This is a genomic window from Streptomyces tamarix (genome assembly GCF_032423885.1).
GTDB lineage: Bacteria > Actinomycetota > Actinomycetes > Streptomycetales > Streptomycetaceae > Streptomyces > Streptomyces tamarix.
Window position 1 is genome coordinate 1 of record NZ_JAWCTQ010000071.1, and the last position, 20530, is coordinate 20530.

Here is a 20530-nt window from a genome sequence, read left to right on the forward strand (position 1 = left end):
AGCGCGTCGAGCACCGGCGCCGCCGTGCGGGCGGAGGCCGCGCGCGGGGTGCCCGCGAGGGCGCCCTCGACGTGGCGGAGCATCGCCTCGTCGATCGGGTGGGGCTGCGGGAGGCCGTCGTCGCCGACGCGCTGGTACTTCATCAGGTTGATGCCGATCGCGACCTGCCGGCGGCCGTCCTCCGTGGACAGCGCCACCGTGCCGGCACCGAAGACCGCGCCGTCGTGGCCCCAGTACCAGCGGCCGTCGGACAGCTTCATCGTGTACAGGCCGAGGCCGTAGTGCATGCCGACCTCCTGGCCGGGCGGCGCCTCGTACGCGGGGACGGTGGTCTTCATCTCGCGCAGCTCGGCGGGGCCGAGGATCCGGCCGGTCAGGAGCTGCCGGTAGAAGGAGTTGAGGTCGTCCATGGTGGAGACGAGGGAGCCGGCCGGACCGGCCCAGGACATGTCGTAGACGCTGTAGTCGCGGGCGGGGTCGATGGTGCCGTACATCGACTCGTACATCCTGGAGTGCGGCCCGGTCAGGCGGGGCGTGCGGGGGAAGTACGTGTGGCGCAGCCCGGCCTCGCGGATGACGTGGCGGGTGATGTACTCCTCCGGCTCCTGGCCGGTGACCTCGCGGAGCAGCAGCCCGGCTATGACGTAGTTGGTGTTGGAGTAGCCGTACGTGCCCCGTGGTACGGGCGAGGGCGCGGCGAGCCCGAGGCGGACGAGCTCCTCGGGCGCGAAGTGGCGGAAGCGGCCGTCGTCGAGGGCCTTGCCGGGGTCCGTCTGGAGGCCGGGGAACGCGGCGGCCACGTGGTCGCCGAGGCCGCTCGTGTGGTTGAGCAGCATCCGGACCGTGATGAGGCGGCCCCGCTCGCCGGGAACGAGGTCGGGCAGGTAGCGGCCGATGGGCGCGTCGAGGTCGACGCGGCCCTCGTGGACCTGTTGGAGGACGGCGACGGCGGTGAAGGTCTTGGTGATGCTGCCGACGCGGTGCTGGAAGCCGGGCCGCACCGGGCGCTTCGTGTCGATGTCGGCGTGTCCGGCGGCACCGCGCCAGTGTGACGCGCCGTCACGGACGGCGGAGTACGCGCCGTACATGCCGGCCTGGTGGAGGGCGTCGAGCGAGGCGCGCAGCGCCTCCCGGTCGAGACCGCGGCCGTGGCGCTCGGCGACGGCCGCCGGGGGCGCCGCGGGGGCCGCCTGCGCGGGCAGCGTGCCGGCGGCGAGTAACAGCAGGGCGGCGCTCGACGTGACGGCGGCGAGGCGCGGCCGGCGGCGGGCGCGGCGCGGCGAGGGGTCCATGGGCACTCCTGCGAGGGTCGGTGCGGGGCGCCGGTCCGCGCCCCGCACCCATCCTCACGGTGTCGCGCCGGCCCTCGTCTCCTCCCGGAGGAGGAGGTCGCGCACGGGAAGCCGTGACATTTGTCAGACGGGGGACCGCGTCCGGGCGCGGACGCGCCGCGGCCCCCGGCGGTGGTCGACCGTCCGGGGGCCGCGGCGTGGTGCCGGGCGGGCGCGCCGTCAGTGGCGGCGCACCCGGCCGAGGAGCCCGCGGCCGCGCGTGCGCCGACGGGGGTCCATGGCGGCGCGCCGGGCCGTCCGGACGAGACGGCGGCCCTGCGGACTGCGGCTGAACCTCTTGATGCGCCTCAGCAGTTGCGACATGACACCTCCTGTGTGCCGGTTCCGGTCGCGGACGGCGCGTCGCGCCGGTCCGGGCCGTTCGTATGGGAACGCGTCTGCCCCGCCGGGCCGTCGCCATGTGTGCCGGTTCGGGGCGGTTCCTCCGCGGCCCCGTCGTCGAGGACGCCGCGCATGGCCTCGGCGGCGCGTACGGCGGCGTCCCCGCAGCAGTTGTTGAACAGGACGTGGACCTCGGCGGCGCGGTCGGCGAACGCGCGGACGCGGGGCGCCCACTCGCGCAGTTCGTCCGTCGTGTAGGTGTGGCGGAAGCGGTCCTCCTTCGTACCGGTCCCCCAGGCCGGACTGCGGCCGTGGAACCGTACGACGGAGAGGGCGGGGGCGGTGACGGGGACGTCGGGCGTCAGCGAGCCCGCCAGGCCGGGGGCCGTGTCGACGGCGACGGAGGCCAGGTCCAGGTCGCCGAGGAGCGCCGCCGTGCGCGTCCGCTCGCCCTCCGCCCACCAGCCGGGGTGGCGGAACTCGACCGCCACCCGCCATCCCGCCGTCCGTTCCCGGCACTCCTCCAGGAACGCGCGGGCGCGCGCGCCGGGGGCCGCCCACGGCGGGAGCTGGAACAGCACCGCGCCCATGCGGCCCGCCTCGCGCAGCGGTTCGAGGGCCGCGCCGAAGCGGTTCCAGACCTCGTCGAGGAGGCCGGGGTCGGCGGGCGCGCCGCGCGCCCCGGCGTTGCGCGCGAGCGCGGGCCGCAGGTCGGCGGGGACGGCGGCGGGGCGGGTGGGGTGGCCGGTGAGCAGTGAGAACGCCTTCACGTCGAAGCGGAACCCGTCAGGGGTGCGCTCGGCCCAGAGCCGGCTGTTGCGGGCGCTGGGCAGGCCGTAGTACGAGGAGTCCACCTCCACCACGGGGAACCGGTCCGCGTAGTGCCGCAGCCGTCCCTCCGCGTCCCGCTTCCCGCGCGGGTACCAGCCGCTGGAGACCAGGGCCGGGTCCGTCCACGAGCACGTTCCGATCATGATGTCGCCCATGGGCCTGTGCCTCCCCTCCCCGGGGCGTCGTCGTCCTCGCCCACGCCCGGGCGAGGACGGGCCCCGGCCGCGTGAGCGGGGCGGCCGGGGCCCGTGGCCGGCAGGGTGCCGACGGGACGTCAGTCGGTGGACAGGGCCTCCACGAGGTCGCCCACCTTCGGTTCGGGAAGCGCCCGGGCGACGTCGGCCTGGGCGACGATGCCGACGAGGTCGTGTCCGTCGATGACGGGGAGCCGGCGCACCTTGTGCTGCGTCATCGTGCGCAGGATCTCCTCCGCGTCGTCGTCCGCCCCGATGGTCACCGCCTCGCCCTGGGCCAGGTCGCCGGCCTTGCACGCGGCCGGGTCCTTGCCCGCGCCGAGGACCTTCACGACGATGTCACGGTCCGTGAGCATGCCCTTGAGCTTGTTGTCGGTCCCGCAGATGGGCAGGGCGCCCACACCGAGGTCGGTCATCTTCTTCGCCGCGTCGAGCACGGTCTCGTTCTCGCCGATGCACTCGGCGCCCTCGGTCATGATCTCTCGTGCCGTCGTCATGGTGCGACGATCCCTCCTCCGCGTTCTGCCCTTGCGCCCCGGGCCCGCCGGCGTCGTGGCCGGTGGGCGGGGCCCTGACGCAACACGGGTCCCCCGGGATCCGGTCCGGCTAACCCCGTTCGGGGGCATTCGCAACCCGTTCGGCCGGTCGGAATGGTTCGGTGGGGAGCGGGCACAAGGACGTCCCCGAGTACGGAGGACGACGCATGACCATGACGGAGCAGCCGGTCGGGGGGCCCGCGGGGCGCCCCCGGAGAGGGACCTGCCCCTCCTGCGCGCAGAGCGCCGAACCCGACGGCGCCCGCCCGGTCGCGGGGGCCGCGGGAGCCGTCGACCTGGACGCGGCGGGCGCGTCCGCCCGGGGCGGGGACGGCGCGCCGGCCACCCTGATCGTCCCGGCCGCCGCGTCGGCCCCGGCCGTGGAGATCGCGAAGGCCGTGGAGGCCGCGGAGCGCGAGGCGGAGTCCGAACCGCCGGAGACGGCGCGGGAACGGGTCAACCGCAGGTGGAACGAGATCCTGCAGGAGACCCGGGTGGCGCAGACGGGCGTGCAGATCCTCTTCGGCTTCCTGCTGAGCGTCGCGTTCACGCCGCTGTTCCGGGAGCTGGCCACGACGGACCGGGTGATCTACGTGATCACCGTGGTGTTGGGCGCGTCCGCCACCGCTTCCCTCATAGCGCCGGTGTCCCTGCACCGGTTCCTGTCCGGGCAGCAGATGAAGGACGAGATGGTCGACACCGCGCACCGGCTGATGATGTGCGGCATGGTGCTGCTCGCCCTGACGATCGGCTGCACCCTGCTGCTCATCCTCCACGTCGTGGTGCCCGGGCTGCTCGCCGACCTGCTGGTGGGCGCGGTGATGTTGTGGTTCGCGCTGTGCTGGTACGTACTTCCCCTGTGGCTGCGCCGCCGGTCCGCCCGGCGGCTCGCGCGGCGTTCGACCCGGAACTGAGAAAGGTGATTCGTGTGCGGAGTGTGGGTGTCGAGGAGGAGCTGCTCCTGGTGGACCGTCAGAGCGGGGAGCCGCGCGCCCTGTCGGCGGCGGTCCTGGCGGCGGCCTCGCGCGACCCGCTGGGCAACGGGGAGGTGTTCGAGAGCGAGCTCCAGCGCCAGCAGTTGGAGTTCGCGACCAGCCCCCGGACGGACATGCGGGACCTGGAGGAGGAGATCCGCCGCTGGCGGGCGGAGGCGGCGCGGCACGCCGAGGGCGTCGACGCGTCCGTCGCGGCCCTGGCCACGTCACCGCTGGAGGTGGACCCCGCCCTCGGCACCGACAAGCGCCACCAGTGGCTGAAGGAGCACTTCGGCCTCACCGCGCAGGAGCAGTTGACGTGCGGCTGCCACGTCCACGTGTCGGTGGAGTCCGACGAGGAGGGCGTGGGGGTGCTGGACCGGATCCGCCCGTGGCTGCCGGTCCTGCTGGCGCTCAGCGCGAACTCGCCGTTCTGGCAGGGCGAGGACAGCGGCTACAGCAGCTACCGCAACCGGGTCTGGGGACGCTGGCCGTCGGCCGGGCCCGTCGAGGTGTTCGGGTCGGCGGACCGGTACCACGAGCAGGTCGCCGACATGATCGCCAGCGGGGCGCTGCTGGACGAGGGGATGGTGTACTTCGACGCCCGCCTGTCGAAGGCGTACCCGACCGTCGAGATCCGCGTCGCGGACGTGTGCCTGGACCCGTCGACGACGGTCCTGCTGGCCACGCTGATCCGGGGCCTGGTGGACACGGCCGCGCGGGAGTGGCGCGACGGGGTGCCGCCGACGCGGCACGGTGTGGCGCTGCTGCGGCTGGCGAGCTGGCGGGCGGCCCGGTCGGGCCTGGAGGGCGAGCTGATCCACCCGGTGACGATGCGCCCGGCCCCGGCGGAGGCGGTGGTGCGGGCCCTGTTCGACCACGTACGGGACGCCCTGGACGAGAACGGCGACACGATGCCCGCCCAGACGGCCCTCGCCGGTCTCCTGGAGACCGGAAACGGCGCCCGCGTCCAGCGGCAGCTCCTCCACCGCACGGGCAGCCTGCGCTCCGTGGTGGCCGAGTGCGTCCGCCGCACCCTGGCCTGAGTCCCGGCGGGACGGCCCGGGGCGCGCCCCCCGGGTTCGCCGCGGAAAGCCCTGCCGCCCCTTCCGCGCACCGGGTGCGCGGCACCCCTGAGCGCCGGCCCGGCGGTTCCTCCGCCGGTGCCGGCGCTCAGGCGTGCCCCGGGCCACCGGGCGGCGTTCGTACGGGCCGCCGCCCGGCGCGGCGCACCGCGCGGCCCGGAACCTCACGCGTGGCTGTTCCGGTGCCGGCGCTCGGCACACCGGCGCCGGCCGGGGTGCGGGGGTCAGGAGGCCGGGCGGGACGGGGGCAGCGTCGTCGTCTCCTCCGGCTTGTTGTTCTCGGCCTTCATCGCGGCGGCCTCGCTCTTGAGGATCCGGGCGGACTTGCCGAGGGAGCGCGCCATCTCGGGCAGCTTCTTGCTCCCGAAGAGGAGGACGACGACTCCGATCACGATGGCGAGGTGCCAAGCGCTGAACGTTCCCATGTTCCCTACCTTCCGATCGGGCCGCGCGCCGGAGCGCCTGTGGCCGTAACCCTTCGGATCGTAACCGCCGCAGGTGTACGGCGGACAAGAGGGCCGTCACGGAATCGCACAGGAACACACGCGACCGCACGCCCCGACGGGCCGGGAAACCCGACCGACATGCGGTGGAATCCACCGTTCACCCGAAAATCACCCTGTTAGTTGCCCAGGTAAAGTAATCGTCAAGAAGCCCGCACGTGCCCCGCACCCGCACCCGCCCCACCAAGGAGAGATCCACCGTGCACGCTCCACGGATGAGCAGTACGCCGCTGCCCGGCATCGGGGTCCGCTACGACCTCACGACCCGCGAGGAGCGCCGCCTGTCGGTCGTCGCCCAGCGCGACGGGACGCGCGTGCTGAACGCGTACCGGCGGGACGACCCCGACGAATGCGCCCTGTCCGTGAAGCTGACGACCCGTGAGGCGGAGGCGCTGATCGACGCCCTGATGCCCTCGCACCACAGCCCCAGCCTCCTGTCGACGACGGACCTCGGGCTGGTGGCCGAGCGCATCGAGCTGTCCTCGACGTCGCACTGGTGCGGGCGGCACCTCGGGGACACCCGGATGCGGACCGAGACGGGCGTGTCCATCGTCGCCGTCCTGCGCAGGGCCGACGCCATCCCGTCGCCGGGGCCGGACTTCCGCCTCGCCGGCGGGGACACGCTCATCGTCATCGGCACCCGCGAGGGCGTCGACGCCGCCGCCGCGCTGCTCGGAAGGGAGTGATACGTGCACTCGTCCGCTGTCTTCCTGATCGAGTTCGGCGCGATCATCCTGGGCCTCGGCCTGCTGGGGCGCCTCGCCGGACGGCTGAAGTTCTCCCCCATCCCGCTCTACCTGCTGGCGGGGCTGGCGTTCGGTACGGGCGGGCTGCTGCCGCTGGGGGCGAGCGAGGAGTTCGTGGCGATCGGCGCCGAGATCGGCGTCATCCTCCTGCTGCTCATGCTGGGCCTGGAGTACACGGCCACCGACCTGGTCACCAACCTCAAGACCCAGTACCGGGCCGGTTTGGTGGACGCCGCGCTGAACGCGCTGCCGGGCGCCGCGATGGCCCTGCTGCTGGGCTGGGGCCCGGTCGCGGCGGTCGTCCTGGCGGGTGTCACCTGGATCTCCTCGTCCGGCGTCATCGCGAAGGTCCTCGGCGACCTGGGCCGGCTCGGCAACCGGGAGACCCCGGTCGTGCTGAGCATCCTGGTCCTGGAGGACCTGGCGATGGCCGTGTACCTGCCGATCGTCACCGCCCTGCTGGCCGGCGTCGGGCTGGCCGCGGGGAGCGTCACCCTCGCCATCGCGCTCGGAGTCGCCGGCCTGGTCCTCTTCCTCGCCCTGCGCTTCGGGCGGCTGATCTCCCGCTTCGTCTCCAGCGACGACCCGGAGAAGCTGCTGCTGGTGGTGTTGGGGCTGACGCTGCTGGTGGCGGGGATCGCCCAGCAGCTCCAGGTGTCCGCCGCGGTCGGCGCGTTCCTGGTCGGCATCGCCCTGTCCGGCGAGGTCGCGGAGGGCGCGCACAACCTGCTGAGCCCGCTGCGGGACCTGTTCGCCGCCGTGTTCTTCGTCTTCTTCGGCCTGCACACCGACCCCGCGAGCATCCCGCCGGTCCTCCTGCCGGCCCTCGCGCTGGCCGTGGTGACGGCCGCCACGAAGATCGCGACCGGGTACTGGGCGGCGAGGCGCGCCGGCGTCTCCGCCAAGGGTCGCTGGCGGGCCGGGGGCACGCTGGTGGCGCGCGGGGAGTTCTCCATCGTCATCGCGGGGCTGGCCGTCACGTCCGGGATCGAGCCGTCCCTCGGGCCGCTGGCCACCGCCTACGTGCTGATCCTCGTCGTCTTGGGCCCGTTGACGGCCCGCTACACCGAGCCGATCGCGACCAGGCTGGGTGCGCGCCGGCGCGGCGCGGCGCCGGACGTGGTGGCCACGCCGCCGCGCGAGGAGATGCTCGACCCGGTGGAGGACGGCACGGCGGGACGCGCCTGAGCACCCGCCCGGCGGCGGCGCGCCGCGGGGCGCGCCGCCGGGCCGGGCGCTCCGGGCGGCCTCACGGGACGGGGTCGTTCAGTCGCGGCCGAACCACAGGTCGGGGCCGAACACCTCGTAGTGGACGGACCCGGCGGGCACGCCGCGGCGGAGGAGGTCGCCGCGCACCGCGCGCATGAACGGCAGCGGGCCGCACAGGTAGGCCGTGAGGCCCTCCGGCAGGTCGAGCGCGGACACGTCGGCCCGGCCGCGGGACGCCTCCGCGTCGTCGCCCGGCTCCTCGTACCACAGGTGCAGGCGGGCGCCGGGGAGCGCCTGGACGAGGCGGCGGTGCTCGTCCCGGTGGGCGTGGTCGGCGGGGGTGCGGTCGGCGTGCACCACGGTCACCGGGCGGCCGGCCCCCTCGGCGGCGAGGTGGTGGAGCACGGACAGCATCGGCGTACAGCCGATTCCGGCGGACACGAGCAGCAGCGGCCCGTCGCCGTCCGGCGGGACGAGGTCGCCGAACGGCGCGGAGACGTCGAGGACGTCACCGGCGCGGACGTGCTCGTGCAGCCACGCCGACACCTCCCCCTCCGGCCCGGCGGCGCCGCCCCGGACGCGCTTGACGGTGATCCGCCACTGCGCGGCACCGGGGGCGGAGGAGAGGCTGTACTGACGTGTCTGGCGGGCGCCGTCGGGCAGTTCGGCCCGGACGCCGACGTACTGGCCCGGGCGGAACGCCCCGGCGGGCGTGCCGTCGGCGGGGCGCAGGACGAGGGAGACCGCGTCGGCCGTCTCCTCGCGCCGCTCGACGACCTCCATCCGCCGCCACGTCGGGCCCTGGGCGGTACCGGCCTCCTGGTGGAGCCGGGTCTCGACGGCGACGAGCGCGTTGGCCATCAGCCAGTAGACCTCGTCCCAGGCGGCGGCCACCTCCTCGGTGACGGCGTCGCCGAGGACCTCCGCGATGGCGGCGAACAGGTGCCGGTGGACGAGCTCGTACTGCTCGGAGGTGACGCCGAGCGAGGCGTGCTTGTGGGCGATGCGGACGAGCATCGCGTCCGGGCGGGCGCCGGGGTGTTCGAGGAGCAGGCCGGCGAAGGCGGCGATGGAGCCGGCGAGCGCTCTCTGCTGCTCGCCGTTGGCCTGGTTGCCGCGGTTGAACAGGTCCCGCAACAACTCGGGCCGTTCGGTGAACAGCTTCGCGTAGAACAGCTCGGTGATCTCCCCGATGGCGGCGCCGACCGCGGGCAGGGTGGCACGGATCACCGGGACGGACCGCTCGGACAGCATGACGGGCTCCTCAAACAAGTAAATGATCTTCGCATTAAGAGAGGCGGCTGACGACGTCGGCACCGACCCCGCGACGGGGCGGCGGTGCGGGTCAGCTCGGGCGGCGGCCGACGAGGCCGACGAGGACCGGCCCGGTGGGCGAGGACACCAGATCGGCCACGGTCAGCGGGTCGAGCGCGGCGTAGAAGGCCCCCTGCGCGTCGCGCAGCGCGGAGCGCAGCCGGCACGCGGCACGGAGGGGACAGGGTGCCTCGCCTTCGCAGGCGGCCACCTCGCCGCTCCCTTCCAACTCCCTGACCAGCCAGCCGACCGACGCCCCGCGCCCCAGCGCGGTCAGCGCCAGACCACCGCCGCGCCCCCGGCGGGCCTCCAGTACGCCGAGGCGCTGGAGGCGGGTGACCGCCTTCGCCATGTGGGTGGCGGGCACGCCCATGGCCTCGGCCACCTCGCGGGTGGTCGGCTGCTCGTCCCCCTCGAAGACGGCGAGCCGCATGACGGCGCGCAGCGCCAGGTCGGTGAACTTGGTCAGCCTCACACCGCGCGACGCTAACAAACACATATGACGCATGTGCATTTGGAGAAGGGTTCGGCGCCCACCGCGGGCCGGGCCGCGCGACGGTGGCGTCTTCGGGGCCGCTCCGTTCCGCCCCCCGCCCGCCCAACCGGCCGATTGATAGATCAAACTAGCGTGTGGTTAACATATGAGCACCGCCTAGCTCGAAAGATAATCCTGTGACTGTCAAAGACGACTCGTTCACTAACTGGAAGAACCGCGAGGAGATCGCGGAGTCGATGATCCCGATGATCGGGAAGCTGCACCGGGAGCGGGACGTCACCGTCCTGCTCCACAGCCGCTCCTTGGTGAACAAGTCGGTGGTCAGCATCCTCAAGACCCACCGGTTCGCCCGGCAGATCGCCGGTGAGGAGCTGTCCGTCACCGAGACCCTTCCGTTCCTGCAGGCACTCACCACGCTCGACCTCGGCCCCTCGCAGATCGACATCGGCATGCTCGCCGCGACGTACAGGACCGACACCCGCGGCCTGTCGGTGGAGGAGTTCACCGCCGAGGCCGTCGCGGGCGCGACCGGCGCGGACAAGGCCGAGCGCCGCGAGCCCCGCGACGTCGTCCTGTACGGCTTCGGCCGCATCGGCCGTCTCGTCGCCCGCCTGCTCATCGAGAAGACCGGCTCCGGCAACGGGCTGCGGCTGCGGGCCATCGTCGTCCGCCGGGGCGGCGACCAGGACATCGTCAAGCGCGCCTCGCTGCTGCGCCGGGACTCCATCCACGGCCAGTTCCAGGGCACGATCACCGTCGACGAGGCGAACAGCACGATCATCGCCAACGGCAACGAGATCAAGGTGATCTACGCCGGCGACCCGTCGGAGGTCGACTACACGGCGTACGGCATCAAGGACGCCATCCTCATCGACAACACGGGCAAGTGGCGCGACCGCGAGGGCCTGTCGCGGCACCTGCGCCCGGGCATCGCCAAGGTCGTCCTGACCGCGCCCGGCAAGGGCGACGTCCCGAACATCGTCCACGGCGTCAACCACGACACGGTCAAGCCGGACGAGAAGATCCTGTCCTGCGCGTCGTGCACCACCAACGCGATCGTCCCGCCGCTGAAGGCGATGGCGGACGAGTACGGCGTCCTGCGCGGCCACGTGGAGACCGTCCACTCGTTCACCAACGACCAGAACCTGCTGGACAACTACCACAAGGCCGACCGCCGCGGTCGCTCCGCGCCGCTCAACATGGTCATCACCGAGACCGGCGCCGCCTCCGCCGTCGCGAAGGCGCTGCCGGACCTCAAGGCGCCCATCACCGGCAGCTCGATCCGCGTCCCCGTCCCGGACGTCTCGATCGCGATCCTCTCCCTGCGCCTGGGTCGTGAGACCACCCGCGAGGAGGTCCTCGACTACCTCCGCAACGTGTCGCTGACCTCCCCGCTGAAGCGGCAGATCGACTTCATCACCGCCCCCGACGCGGTGTCGAGCGACTTCATCGGCTCGCGCCACGCGTCGATCGTCGACGCCGGCGCCACCAAGGTCGACGGCGACAACGCCATCCTCTACCTGTGGTACGACAACGAGTTCGGCTACTCCTGCCAGGTCATCCGCGTCGTGCAGCACGTCTCCGGGGTGGAGTACCCGACGTACCCGGCCCCGGCGGCCTGATTCCGGCGCTCCGGGCCCCGCGGGCACCCCGCCCCGCCGTCCGGTCCCCCGGGCGGCGGGGCGGCGCGTCCGTCAGGCGGGGCGCCGCGCGTGGACGTAGAGGTGCTCCTCCGGCCCCGTGTCCGGCCCGTGCGGGCGGTACACCGCCGTGTGGTGGTGGACGACGTCCAGCCCCGCCCCCTCCAGCAGGGCCAGGTGGTCCTCCACGGAGAGGCTGCTGACCGTGACCTCGTGGCCCATCCACACGATGTCCAGCCCCCTGATGTCACCGGGCACGGTGGCCATCGCGAACGCCCCGCCGGGGGCGATCCAGGAGGCCATCCGGGTCAGCGCCCCCGCCACCTCGGGCTGGTCCATGACCAGCAGCGGGAAGAAGGCGCACACCGCGTCGTACCCGCCCTCCGGCGCTTCGAAGGAGCGCACGTCGGCCTGTTCGAAGCGGGCGCCGGGCACCCGCTCCCGTGCGATCCGCACCATTTCGGCGGACACGTCGATCCCGGTGACGGCGAACCCGGCCCGCACCAGCCTCTCGGCCGTGGGGCGGCCGGTGCCGCTGCCCACGTCGAGCACGCGCGCCGCGGGCGGCAGGGTGCCGACGAGCCAGTCCAGCGCGGCGAGTTGGCCCGGCACCTCGGCGAAGGCCTCCTCGTAGCGCGCGCCCACCTCGTCGAAGACCTCGGCGGCGGACCTGCCGCCGGGCCGTGGCTCCTGGCTCACCGCACCACCTCCGTGTCGCGGTCGGGCCCGGCGCGGGAGCGGCGGACCCGGATCCGACAGTCCGGACCGTACCCGTGCGAAGGGCGCCCGGCCAGGGGGACCGGCACCGGGCGGCGGGCGCTGTCAGTGGTGCTGGCTACCGTGGACGGCATGATCGATGCCGAGGACGTCCGCCGTATCGCGCTGTCCTTCCCCGAGACGGTGGAGAAGGAAGCCTGGAGCATGCCCACGTTCCGCGTCGCGGGGAAGATGTACGTCACGGTCCCCGACGACCAGACGTCGTTCGCCGTGCGCTGCCCCCGGCACGAGCGGGCCGAGCTGATCGCCGCCGAGCCGGAGAAGTTCTGGGTGCCGCCGCACGAGGCGGGTTCGGGATGGGTCCGGGTACGTCTCGCCGCGCTGGAGGACCTGGACGAACTGCGCGACATCCTCGTCGACTCCTGGCGGCAGGCCGCGCCGGACCGTCTGGTCGATCAGCACCCCGACCTGCGGCCGGGCGCGATGACGGGCGGATGAGCCGCGCCGACGGACGGCCGCGGCGGGCGACCCGTCCCGACCGTGTCGTCCAAACGGCTGACACGCCGCCGCCGGCTTCCTAGAGTACGGATCCTGACGTGGACCGGGGGGTGCCATGGTTCGGGCGGATGACAGGGGCAGGGTCATCGGGCTGTGCGTGTTCCTGGTGGCGCTCGGCAGCCCCTGGGCGCGTGAGCTGCTGATCGGCCTCTGGACGGACGACTCCCTCCTCTCGATGCTCAACCGCGCGCTGCTGGCCCCCGGCTGGGAGCTGTCGCCGCGCTCCGACCCGTACCTGGGCGTCGTGGACCTGCGGGGCAACGTCGCCTGCGTCGGCCTGTTGGCCGGAGCGGCCCTGCTGGTGCCCCGGCTCGTGGGAGGGGCGCCCCCCTGGCGGGGCGTCCGCTTCGCGGCCGCCCTGGGGACCGGTGTGCTCGTCTCGCTCGTCGGATCGGTCCTGTCGTGGGCGGCCGTCATCACCCACGGGTCCCACGCCGTCCTCGTCTTCGGCCGGGACGCGGGGGCGGTGTTCGTCACGTTCCTCGCGGATGGCCTGGTCTTCGGCGTCCTGTTCGGCCTCGTCGTCGCCGTCGTGTACGCCGGGGCGGCCACCGCGCCGGGCGCCGGGGGCCGAAGGCCGTCCCGTACTCGCGAAGGGAGAACCGCCATGGCCGACGCCGCCACCGGCACGGGGGACTTACGGGTGGCCGTCGCGACCGGCACCGAGCCGGGTGACGCGACCCGCTACCTGTGCGCCGCCGCCTACACCGATCCGGCGTTCGCCCGCCACGTGGTCGAGGGCGTGCTCGGGGACCGGCTCGGGGCGATCGCCGTGTCGCCGGGCGTCGACCTGGTGCCCGTGGCCCGGCACAGCCTGACGGCCCGCCGCCTGCGCCGCGAACGGGACCGGAAGCTGGCGGCGGCGTTCGGCCTGATCGCGCTGTTCGGTCCGCTGTGGCTGTTGTTCGCCCGGCTGGCGCTGCGGTACCTGGGCGCCGCGTCCGCGCCCCGCAGCAAGTACCCGGCCGTGCGGGGGCGGCACCTGCCGTACCCGTCCGTGCGGCGGCTGGCCGTCACGGCCGTCTCCCTGCTCGTCGCGGGCGCCCTGGCGGGGGCCGGGCTGTCGGCCCTGCCCCTGCCGGGTTTCCTGCGCTGGCTGGCCGGCGGCTACGGGTACGGCGTGCCGCCGCTGCTCGCGGTGGTCGCGGGCACCGTCCTGGCGATGCGTACCCTCCTCGACGAGGAGAGGGACGTCGACGCGCGGATGCGCGGTGCGCTGCGGCGCGGCGTGTTCGACCCGGACAGGCTGCCGCGGCCGGCCGCGGTGGAGCCGTGGGTCGCCGCCAGGATCGCGGCGCTGGCCGACGCCCAGCGGGGCAACGTCACCTGCCACAGCGGCTTCTCGCCGTTCGTCGGGTACGGCAGGCGGGAATCGGAGTGGACGCTGTCGCTGCCGCTGCTGCCCGCCGAGCCGTCCGTCGGCGACGTGCGGCGGCCACCGGCGGCGGTCGCGGACTTCGACGCCTGGGACGTGGTGGGCCGGCTGCGCCGCCGGTTGGCGGAGACGGCCGACGGGCTCCCCGCGCCCGCCGGCCCCGGCGGCGGGGCGGGCCTCGTCGTGGAGGACCGGGTGTTCGTGAGCGGCAGGGAGCTGGCCGGTGACGGCCGGTTCCTCCCCGACCCGCTGCGCGCACCCGCCACGCGCCTGCCCGAGGAAGCCGTGCGCCGGATCGCGCTGCACCCGGACGGGGTCGCCCGGCACTTCCTGGTCAGCCACCTTCCCCTGTGGGGCGGTGAAGTGGTACCCAGCCATTTCCTGCACGTCGCCGTGGTGGGCAGGACGCTGCACCTGCGGTGCGAGCGGTTCGTCCTGGGGCCGGTGCGGCGCGGGATGCACGCGGTCGACCTGCTGCCCCCGGCCGCCCTCGCCGCGAGGAGCCGCCGCTCCCTGCTGCCCGGGGCGCTGCGGCGCGCCGGCGGCGCCCTGTGGGGCGCGCCCCGGTCGTGCCTGGCCGACCTCCTCGCCGAGTACCGCAGGCCGCGCCGGCTGCGCAGCGAGTTGCGGGCGGCCCGCGAGGATCCCGCCTTCGACCGGGGCGCCCGGCTGAGCATCCGCGAGGACGCCCAGGGGCCCGAGTACTTCCACCACTCCCAGTTGGTGGACGCGCGGCGGGTGCTGAACGCCCTCGACCGGCACACCCTGGCCGCCGTCCGCGACTTCCTGGACGAACACGGCGTGGACACGGCCGACTTCCGCATCCAGACCCAGACGATCCTGAACCACGGGGTGCTGCAGACGGGTGGGGTGAGCGTCGTGGGGAACCAGGCGGTGGGCACCGGCGCCCAGGCGACCGCCGGGCCCGCCCCGGCCCGGGCCGGGGGCCCGCCGCCGCCCGGCGGCACGGCCGAACGATAGGAGGGGAACGTGTCCCAGCAGAACCAGCGACCGCCCGACGAGCCGTCCCGCGTGCTCAACTTCGGCGTGCAGCAGTACGGCGGGCAGAGCAGCGTCGGCAACCAGGCCGTGGGCCCGAACGCGCGGGCGGTCGCCGGCCGGATCACCGTGCAGGCCCCCGGTGCGGATCAGCTCGCCCGGGTCGACGAGCTGATCCTGCTCGTCGAGCGCCTGCTGGAGGAGCACCGGGCGGCGCTCCCCGACCAGGAGGCGCCGCGGGTGGAGCTGCGCCGGCTGCGGGAGGAACTGGCGGAGGACTCGCCCGAGCCGGGGGTGGTGCGGCGCGCCCTGGACCGGCTGGCGGCCTTCGCGGAGCCGGCGGCACCGCTGGCGGCGGCCGTCGCGGAACTGTCCCGTCTCGTCCAGTCCTTCTGACCCGGCGCTCCCCGCAGCACCGCCGGGACCCGCGGTCCTCGTCCCCGCCTTCGCCCTCCCTCACGTCTGGTCCAGACCTCTTGACGAAAGGTCTGGACCAGAAGACTCTGAGGTTCCCGGCAGGGCCCCGAGGGAGGAGACGCGGAGATGGCACGTCGCGCAAGGAGAAGGCTTCTGGGCATGGGACTCGTGGTCGCGGGCCTCGTGCAGTTACTGGGCGGCGCGGCGGTGCCGGCGGCCGCGGCCCGCCCCTCCCCCGCCGCCGGCGACACCGCGGCGGCCACCACCTGCTCCCTCAAGCCGAAACCCGCGGGCAAGGTCCTCCAGGGCTACTGGGAGAACTGGGACGGCGCCGCGAACGGCGTCCACCCGCCCTTCGGCTGGACCCCGATCACCGACCCCCGCATCCGCCAGCACGGCTACAACGTCGTCAACGCCGCCTTCCCCGTCATCCGCTCCGACGGCACCGTCCTGTGGGAGGACGGCATGGACAACACCGTGAAGGTGCCCACGCCGGCCGAGATGTGCGAGGCCAAGGCCGCCGGTCTGACCGTGCTGCTGTCGATCGGCGGCGCCACCGCCGGCATCGACCTCAACTCGACCGCCGTCGCCGACCGGTTCGTCGCGACGATCGTGCCGATCCTCAAGGCGTACAACTTCGACGGGATCGACATCGACATCGAGACCGGCCTGATCGGCAGCGGCGACATCAACCGGCTCTCCGCCTCGCAGGCCAACCTCATCCGCATCATCGACGGCGTCCTGGAGCGCATGCCGCCCGGCTTCGGCCTGACCATGGCCCCGGAGACCGCGTACGTCACCGGCGGCAGCGTCGTCTACGGCTCCATCTGGGGCGCCTACCTGCCGATCGTGAAGAAGTACGCGGACAACGGCCGCCTGTGGTGGCTCAACATGCAGTACTACAACGGCAGCATGTACGGCTGCTCCGGCGACTCGTACGCGGCGGGCACGGTCGCGGGCTTCACCGCGCAGACCGACTGCCTCGACCGGGGCCTCGTCGTGCAGGGCACCACCGTCCGGGTCCCGTACGACAAGCAGGTCCCCGGCCTGCCCGCCCAGCCGGGCGCGGGCGGCGGCCACATGCAGCCGGGCACGGTCGCCCAGGCGTGGAACGCGTACGGCGGCAGGCTCAAGGGCCTGATGACGTGGTCGATCAACTGGGACGGTTCGCGGAACTGGACCTTCGGCGACAACGTCAGGGCGCTGCAGGGACGTTGAGCCTCACACGCCGGCGGGCACCGCGGGAAGCACCACTTCCCAGGTGTCCACGGCGAAGTGGGTGCGCATCCCGTGCGCCTCGTAGAGGCGCAGCGCGCCGGACTCGTTGAGCGTGTCGACGCCGAGCCCGATCGTGTCGCGGCCGAGCGCGGCGTACGTGCCGAAGGCGTGCCGCAGCAGGTGCCCGGCGACGCCGCGGCCGCGGTACGCCCGGCGCACGCCGATGTTGCCGATCCACGCCATGCTCTGCCGGTCGTTGCGCGAGTACAGCACGGCCACGTCGTCGGCGCCGAGCGAGGCGATCCACACGAGCGACCAGTCGACGCGACCGCCGCCGATGTCGTCGAGCCATTGCTCGTACGTGCGCGGCTGGTGGTCGAAGTGCTCGCTGAACGTCTCCTGGACCAGGGCGTGGGCGCGCCGCCGGTCCGCCTCGTCGGCGCAGTCGCGCAGCACCAGGCCGGCCGGCGGCTCGGGGATCGCCCGGTCGGCGCCGGTCAGGGGCCGCGTCATCACGTGGTACTTCCGCACGCGGCCCCAGCCGCGCCGCGCCAGCATATCGAGGTCGGTGGTGGGCCGGGCGTTGAGGTGGAGGTGGAGGACGGCGCGGGAGGCGCCGTTGGCCCGCGCCCGCTCGGCGGCCCGCCGCTCGACCAGCTCGAACAGCCGCTCGCCGGCGGCCTCGTGGCCGGGCAGGACGTAGTGGTCGGTGTCGACGCGCTCGGCACCGGAGTCGTCCCACACCAGCGCGTACGCGACGAGCCTGCCGCCCTGGAAGGCGAGCCAGGAGTCCTCCCGCAGGTCGACCCCGGGGTGGGCGAGGTCGGTCTCGACGGCGTGCAGTTCGGTGTCGGGCCGGCCGGTCTCGATGGTGTCGATCTCGTTGAGCAGCGCGCATATCAGGGGTGCGTCACCGGTGGTGGCCGGGCGTACGGTGAAGGGGGCTTCGGAGTGCATCAGGTCACTTTCGGTCCTGCCGCCCGCGCCCCGCAAACGATTTCCCGGCCCAGTGCGGCGCGAGACCGTACGACACGAGGCCGTGCGTCGCGAAGACCGTACGACGCGAAGACCGTACGACGCCGGGGCGGCCCCGGCTGCGCACGGCCTTCGCGCGGGCCTTCGCCCGTCGGGCGCGGCCGGCCGTCTCAGGACGCCGTCGCGCACGCCGGGTGTCCCCACCCGGTGTCGTTCCTGGCGATCGTCTCGCCCTTCGCGTACGGGCTGCCGCAGCGGCAGCGGCCGGGGAACTTCGCCCGTACGGCGCCCCGGGAGGCGGTCGCGGCGCGCGGGCGGCGGGGCGCCGGCGGGCGTTCGCGGGTGTCGGCGGGCGGCAGGACCGAGCCGGCGGCCGAGCCCGCGGGCTGCTGGGTGACGGCCGCCTGGCCGGCGGCCGCGTCGGCGGCGGCGTTCAGGCGGTCCCCGTCGACCCGGTGGGCCGGCGTGTGGACGAACCGCACGTCCCGGCCGGCCAGCAGGCCGTCGATGGCCACGACCAGGTCCCGGTTGGCCACCGGTGAGCCGGACGCGGTCTTCCAGCCCTTCCGGCGCCAGCCCGGCAGCCAGGTCGTGACGGCCTTCATCGCGTACTGGGAGTCCATGCGGACCTCCAGCGGGGTCGCCGGGTCGGTGGCCTCCAGCAGCCGCTGGAGCGCGGTCAGCTCGGCGACGTTGTTCGTGGCCCGCCCCAGCGGGCCGGCCTCCCAGGAGGCCACTTCCCCGTCCGCACCGGCGATGACCCACGCCCAGGCCGCCGGCCCGGGATTGCCCTTGCACGCCCCGTCACACGCGGCGATGATCCGTTCCGTCATTGTTCCGATCCTGCCATGCCTGCCGCCCGGCCCCGGCCGCCGCCCGGTGCCGCCCGCCCCGGTCAGGGGCCGGGGGGCAGGGCGGGTTCCCAGGGCGGGGGCGTGCGGCCGTCCGTCCAGGCCGCGAGCGCCTCGCCGTCCACGCAGACGATGCCGAGCGCGGCGGCGTACTCGGCGGCCGGCGCGGTGAAGCCGCTGGTCGTCACGACGACGGCGACCTCCGCCTCGTGGACGGCGAAGCACGTGCCGCCGAAACGCTGGAGGTCCTGCGAGCCCACGGGGTGGTCGGCGGCGTACTGCTTGCACTGCACGACCAGCCGCCGCCCGTCCGGGGTGGTCGCCACCACGTCGGCACCGAGGTCGCCGGGGCCGCCCGAGACCTCGGTGCGGGTGCAGCCGTCGCGCACGCAGAGCGCCGCGACCGTGTGTTCAAAGCCCTGTGGGTCCACCTGTTCGTGGTCGACGGCGTCCCCGTCCAGTACGGGCACGATGCCACCGGCCCCGGACCCGGTGTCACCGGCCCCGGGCGCGGCCTCGGCCGGTGGTACGGCTCCGGGCACGCCGTCGCCCGGGGGCGCCGCCCGGGGCGCGCCCCGGCCGCCCCGGCGCGCCACCGCGGCGAGGGCGGCGACGACGCAGACCAGCGCCACCGGGCCGAAGGCCCCGGACGAGGTGCCCCACGCCGTCCGCGCCAGCAGTGCCAGTCCGCCCCCGACGGCCCCGACCAGCCCCACGGCCAGCACCACGTCCCGCCACCCGGCGCGCCCGCCCCGCCCTCTCACCCGCTCCGCCACAGCCACGCACGTCCCCCTCCGCCGTCGGACACCCACCACCCCGCCTGGCCGCGCGCCCCGCCCCCAAACCTCCCCGGCACCCCCGGCGTACGGGTCCGGCGCACCGTCCCGCCCCGGAGCACCTGCTGGACGCGGCGCCGCGGCACGGGGCGTGCCGTACCGGCGCGGGGAAGCGAACCGCGCTCAGGGCCGCTGCCGGAACGGGGCGAGCGTGGCGCGCACGAGCGCGGCGGCGCCCCAGTCGGGGTCGAACTGGGCGATCACGGCCAGGTGCTGGCGCAACTGGAGGATCGGCATGCGTGCGCGCCAGTCGCGGTCGAGCCCGGTCAGTTCGGCGTACAGCTCGAAGAAGGCGTGCGCCTCGGGCGGCGGCGTCGTCGTCCACAGGTGGGCCAGGTCCACCTCGGCCCACGTGTACGACACGGCCGGGTCGATCAGCGCGGGCCGTCCGTGGGGGGTGGCCATGACGTTCAGCGCCCACAGGTCGCCGTGCGTCAGGCACGCGGGTCTGTCCGGCAGCAGCTCGGGCAGCCGGTCGCACAGCCGCTCCAGCGCCGCCCGGTCCGCGGCGTCGAGCGCCTCCTGGACGCGGGGCTCGCCGAGCCAGCGCAGCAGGCGGTGCTGGGCGAAGAACTCGAACCCGTCGTCGTTCCAGGTGTTGACCTGACGACGACGGCCCAGCCAGTTGTCCCGGTGCCACCCGAATCGGGGGTGCCGCGTGGTGGTGTGCAGGTGGGCGAGCGCATGCGCGAGCTGCTCCCAGAAGGCCCCGGTGCCCGGCCGGGGCCGCAACACGGACAGCACGAGCAGGTCGCGGTCCGCGAGGACGACCTCCGGCGTGGCGATGCCGCCCGCCTCGCGCAGCACGGTGAGTCCTTCGGCCTCCGCGGCGAAGGCGTCGTCCGACGGCGGCTCGCCGAACGCCTTGACGAACACCGACGTGCCGTCACCGCGGCGCGCGAGTCCCGCGATCGCGGCGAGGCCCCCGGTGGCCGGCTCGACCGCGACGACGTCGGTCAGGCCGGCCGCGTGCAGGCGTCCGAGCAGGAAGGACGACGCGTCCGTCACGGGTGTGCTCCTCTCCACTGGTCACGCATCACGGTCGTCCGCGGACGTGCCGGGCACCACCCGCTGGTAGCGGGTCACGACCTCACGGGGACCGGGGTCGTGTCCGGCACGGCCGGTGGACTCCGTTCGGTCGACGTCCGGACGAGTTCGTTCGAGCGCTGGGCCAGGACTTCGGGACTTCGGGGCTTCGGGCCTGCGGACCGGGCGAAGACCTCCAGGGCCCGCTCGCGAGGCCCGACTTGGGGATCCTCTTGATCGCACTCTATGTGAAGGTCGACGACGGGATCACAGGAACGCGGTGGATGGGGTGACCTCCCTTGCTCAGCGACTCCGCACACCACCGTCCGGCAGCGGACCGGTCCGCTGCCGGACGGT

21 protein-coding genes are annotated in these 20530 nt (G+C 74.3%); 9 read left to right on the top strand and 12 right to left on the bottom strand.

Annotation, left to right across the window (positions count from 1 at the left end; translation table 11 throughout):
• From RND61_RS31400 to RND61_RS31415, 4 genes are all read right to left on the bottom strand, one after another.
• Nucleotides 1-1292, bottom strand: a 1292-nt coding sequence (locus RND61_RS31400) for a serine hydrolase domain-containing protein (protein ID WP_315881566.1), incomplete at its 3' end; no start/stop codon positions are given.
• 219 nt (nt 1293-1511) lie between these two features.
• Entirely contained in the window at nt 1512-1655 is a 144-nt protein-coding gene (locus RND61_RS31405; RefSeq protein WP_315881567.1) for a hypothetical protein, read from the bottom strand.
• Nucleotides 1640-2659, bottom strand: coding sequence for a DUF72 domain-containing protein (locus RND61_RS31410; RefSeq protein ID WP_315881568.1), 1020 nt, complete (start codon nt 2657-2659; stop codon nt 1640-1642). The genes RND61_RS31405 and RND61_RS31410 overlap by 16 nt, the downstream gene beginning before the upstream one ends.
• 119 nt (nt 2660-2778) lie before the next feature.
• Nucleotides 2779-3195: a CBS domain-containing protein gene (locus RND61_RS31415; protein WP_315881569.1), complete on the bottom strand. Its 417-nt coding sequence runs from the start codon at nt 3193-3195 to the stop codon at nt 2779-2781.
• Nucleotides 3196-3620: 425 nt separating this feature from the next.
• Between RND61_RS31415 and RND61_RS31420 the strand changes: the two genes are divergently transcribed.
• Together RND61_RS31420 and RND61_RS31425 are read left to right on the top strand one after the other, a co-directional pair.
• Nucleotides 3621-4148 (top strand): DUF6328 family protein, encoded by a 528-nt coding sequence (locus RND61_RS31420; protein WP_391654556.1) that lies wholly within the window; start codon nt 3621-3623, stop codon nt 4146-4148.
• Between the two features lie 14 nt (nt 4149-4162).
• The gene (locus RND61_RS31425) at nt 4163-5254 is read left to right on the top strand and encodes a glutamate--cysteine ligase 2 (protein ID WP_315881570.1); all 1092 of its coding nucleotides are present in this window, start codon (nt 4163-4165) and stop codon (nt 5252-5254) included.
• A gap of 263 nt (nt 5255-5517) precedes the next feature.
• Here the strand turns inward: RND61_RS31425 and tatA are convergent, their stop codons facing one another.
• On the bottom strand, nt 5518-5718 hold the full coding sequence (gene tatA / locus RND61_RS31430) for a Sec-independent protein translocase subunit TatA (RefSeq protein WP_315881571.1): 201 nt from the start codon (nt 5716-5718) through the stop codon (nt 5518-5520).
• Nucleotides 5719-6011: 293 nt separating this feature from the next.
• On the opposite strand from tatA, the gene RND61_RS31435 reads away from it, so the two are divergent.
• Nucleotides 6012-6482 (top strand): cation:proton antiporter regulatory subunit, encoded by a 471-nt coding sequence (locus tag RND61_RS31435; protein WP_315881572.1) that lies wholly within the window; start codon nt 6012-6014, stop codon nt 6480-6482.
• Between the two features lie 3 nt (nt 6483-6485).
• On the top strand, nt 6486-7730 hold the full coding sequence (locus RND61_RS31440; RefSeq protein ID WP_315881573.1) for a cation:proton antiporter: 1245 nt from the start codon (nt 6486-6488) through the stop codon (nt 7728-7730).
• A gap of 78 nt (nt 7731-7808) precedes the next feature.
• Here RND61_RS31440 and RND61_RS31445 read toward each other — a convergent pair whose 3' ends face one another.
• Both RND61_RS31445 and RND61_RS31450 read right to left on the bottom strand, forming a co-directional pair.
• The gene (locus RND61_RS31445) at nt 7809-9005 is read right to left on the bottom strand and encodes a globin domain-containing protein (RefSeq protein ID WP_315881574.1); all 1197 of its coding nucleotides are present in this window, start codon (nt 9003-9005) and stop codon (nt 7809-7811) included.
• Nucleotides 9006-9096: 91 nt separating this feature from the next.
• On the bottom strand, nt 9097-9540 hold the full coding sequence (locus RND61_RS31450; protein ID WP_315881575.1) for an RrF2 family transcriptional regulator: 444 nt from the start codon (nt 9538-9540) through the stop codon (nt 9097-9099).
• A gap of 197 nt (nt 9541-9737) precedes the next feature.
• On the opposite strand from RND61_RS31450, the gene RND61_RS31455 reads away from it, so the two are divergent.
• The gene (locus tag RND61_RS31455; RefSeq protein WP_315881576.1) at nt 9738-11183 is read left to right on the top strand and encodes a glyceraldehyde-3-phosphate dehydrogenase; all 1446 of its coding nucleotides are present in this window, start codon (nt 9738-9740) and stop codon (nt 11181-11183) included.
• A gap of 72 nt (nt 11184-11255) precedes the next feature.
• Here RND61_RS31455 and RND61_RS31460 read toward each other — a convergent pair whose 3' ends face one another.
• Nucleotides 11256-11900 (bottom strand): class I SAM-dependent methyltransferase, encoded by a 645-nt coding sequence (locus tag RND61_RS31460; protein WP_315881577.1) that lies wholly within the window; start codon nt 11898-11900, stop codon nt 11256-11258.
• Between the two features lie 150 nt (nt 11901-12050).
• On the opposite strand from RND61_RS31460, the gene RND61_RS31465 reads away from it, so the two are divergent.
• From RND61_RS31465 to RND61_RS31480, 4 genes are all read left to right on the top strand, one after another.
• Nucleotides 12051-12416: an MmcQ/YjbR family DNA-binding protein gene (locus RND61_RS31465; protein ID WP_315881578.1), complete on the top strand. Its 366-nt coding sequence runs from the start codon at nt 12051-12053 to the stop codon at nt 12414-12416.
• 115 nt (nt 12417-12531) lie between these two features.
• Nucleotides 12532-14832: a hypothetical protein gene (locus RND61_RS31470; protein WP_315881579.1), complete on the top strand. Its 2301-nt coding sequence runs from the start codon at nt 12532-12534 to the stop codon at nt 14830-14832.
• Nucleotides 14833-14841: 9 nt separating this feature from the next.
• Nucleotides 14842-15246 carry a DUF5955 family protein gene (locus RND61_RS31475; RefSeq protein ID WP_315881580.1) on the top strand — a complete coding sequence of 135 codons (405 nt, stop codon included), beginning with the start codon at nt 14842-14844 and terminating at the stop codon, nt 15244-15246.
• A 147-nt stretch (nt 15247-15393) separates the two neighbouring features.
• Nucleotides 15394-16485 (top strand): chitinase, encoded by a 1092-nt coding sequence (locus RND61_RS31480; RefSeq protein ID WP_315881581.1) that lies wholly within the window; start codon nt 15394-15396, stop codon nt 16483-16485.
• A 3-nt stretch (nt 16486-16488) separates the two neighbouring features.
• On the opposite strand, the gene RND61_RS31485 is transcribed toward RND61_RS31480, so the two are convergent.
• The 4 genes from RND61_RS31485 to RND61_RS31500 all read right to left on the bottom strand — a co-directional run bounded on the left by RND61_RS31485 (nt 16489) and on the right by RND61_RS31500 (nt 20155).
• A complete protein-coding gene (locus RND61_RS31485) occupies nt 16489-17442 on the bottom strand; it encodes a GNAT family N-acetyltransferase (RefSeq protein ID WP_315881582.1) in 954 nt (317 codons plus the stop codon).
• A 188-nt stretch (nt 17443-17630) separates the two neighbouring features.
• Nucleotides 17631-18293, bottom strand: a complete 663-nt coding sequence (locus RND61_RS31490) for a ribonuclease H family protein (protein WP_315881583.1) — start codon at nt 18291-18293, stop codon at nt 17631-17633.
• 62 nt (nt 18294-18355) lie between these two features.
• The gene (locus RND61_RS31495; RefSeq protein WP_315881584.1) at nt 18356-19093 is read right to left on the bottom strand and encodes a restriction endonuclease; all 738 of its coding nucleotides are present in this window, start codon (nt 19091-19093) and stop codon (nt 18356-18358) included.
• A 177-nt stretch (nt 19094-19270) separates the two neighbouring features.
• A complete protein-coding gene (locus RND61_RS31500) occupies nt 19271-20155 on the bottom strand; it encodes a fructosamine kinase family protein (protein ID WP_315881585.1) in 885 nt (294 codons plus the stop codon).
• Nucleotides 20156-20530: the final 375 nt, after the last annotated feature.

What these genes read in the sequence shown, in the direction of transcription:
- RND61_RS31470 (WP_315881579.1), top strand. Translation starts at nt 12,532, where the DNA reads ATGGTTCGGGCGGATGACAGGGGCAGGGTCATCGGGCTGTGCGTGTTC.
- RND61_RS31485 (WP_315881582.1), bottom strand. Translation starts at nt 17,442, where the DNA reads ATGCACTCCGAAGCCCCCTTCACCGTACGCCCGGCCACCACCGGTGAC.
- RND61_RS31445 (WP_315881574.1), bottom strand. Translation starts at nt 9,005, where the DNA reads ATGCTGTCCGAGCGGTCCGTCCCGGTGATCCGTGCCACCCTGCCCGCG.
- RND61_RS31435 (WP_315881572.1), top strand. Translation starts at nt 6,012, where the DNA reads ATGAGCAGTACGCCGCTGCCCGGCATCGGGGTCCGCTACGACCTCACG.
- RND61_RS31465 (WP_315881578.1), top strand. Translation starts at nt 12,051, where the DNA reads ATGATCGATGCCGAGGACGTCCGCCGTATCGCGCTGTCCTTCCCCGAG.
- RND61_RS31490 (WP_315881583.1), bottom strand. Translation starts at nt 18,293, where the DNA reads ATGACGGAACGGATCATCGCCGCGTGTGACGGGGCGTGCAAGGGCAAT.
- RND61_RS31410 (WP_315881568.1), bottom strand. Translation starts at nt 2,659, where the DNA reads ATGGGCGACATCATGATCGGAACGTGCTCGTGGACGGACCCGGCCCTG.
- tatA (WP_315881571.1), bottom strand. Translation starts at nt 5,718, where the DNA reads ATGGGAACGTTCAGCGCTTGGCACCTCGCCATCGTGATCGGAGTCGTC.
- RND61_RS31480 (WP_315881581.1), top strand. Translation starts at nt 15,394, where the DNA reads ATGGCACGTCGCGCAAGGAGAAGGCTTCTGGGCATGGGACTCGTGGTC.
- RND61_RS31405 (WP_315881567.1), bottom strand. Translation starts at nt 1,655, where the DNA reads ATGTCGCAACTGCTGAGGCGCATCAAGAGGTTCAGCCGCAGTCCGCAG.
- RND61_RS31415 (WP_315881569.1), bottom strand. Translation starts at nt 3,195, where the DNA reads ATGACGACGGCACGAGAGATCATGACCGAGGGCGCCGAGTGCATCGGC.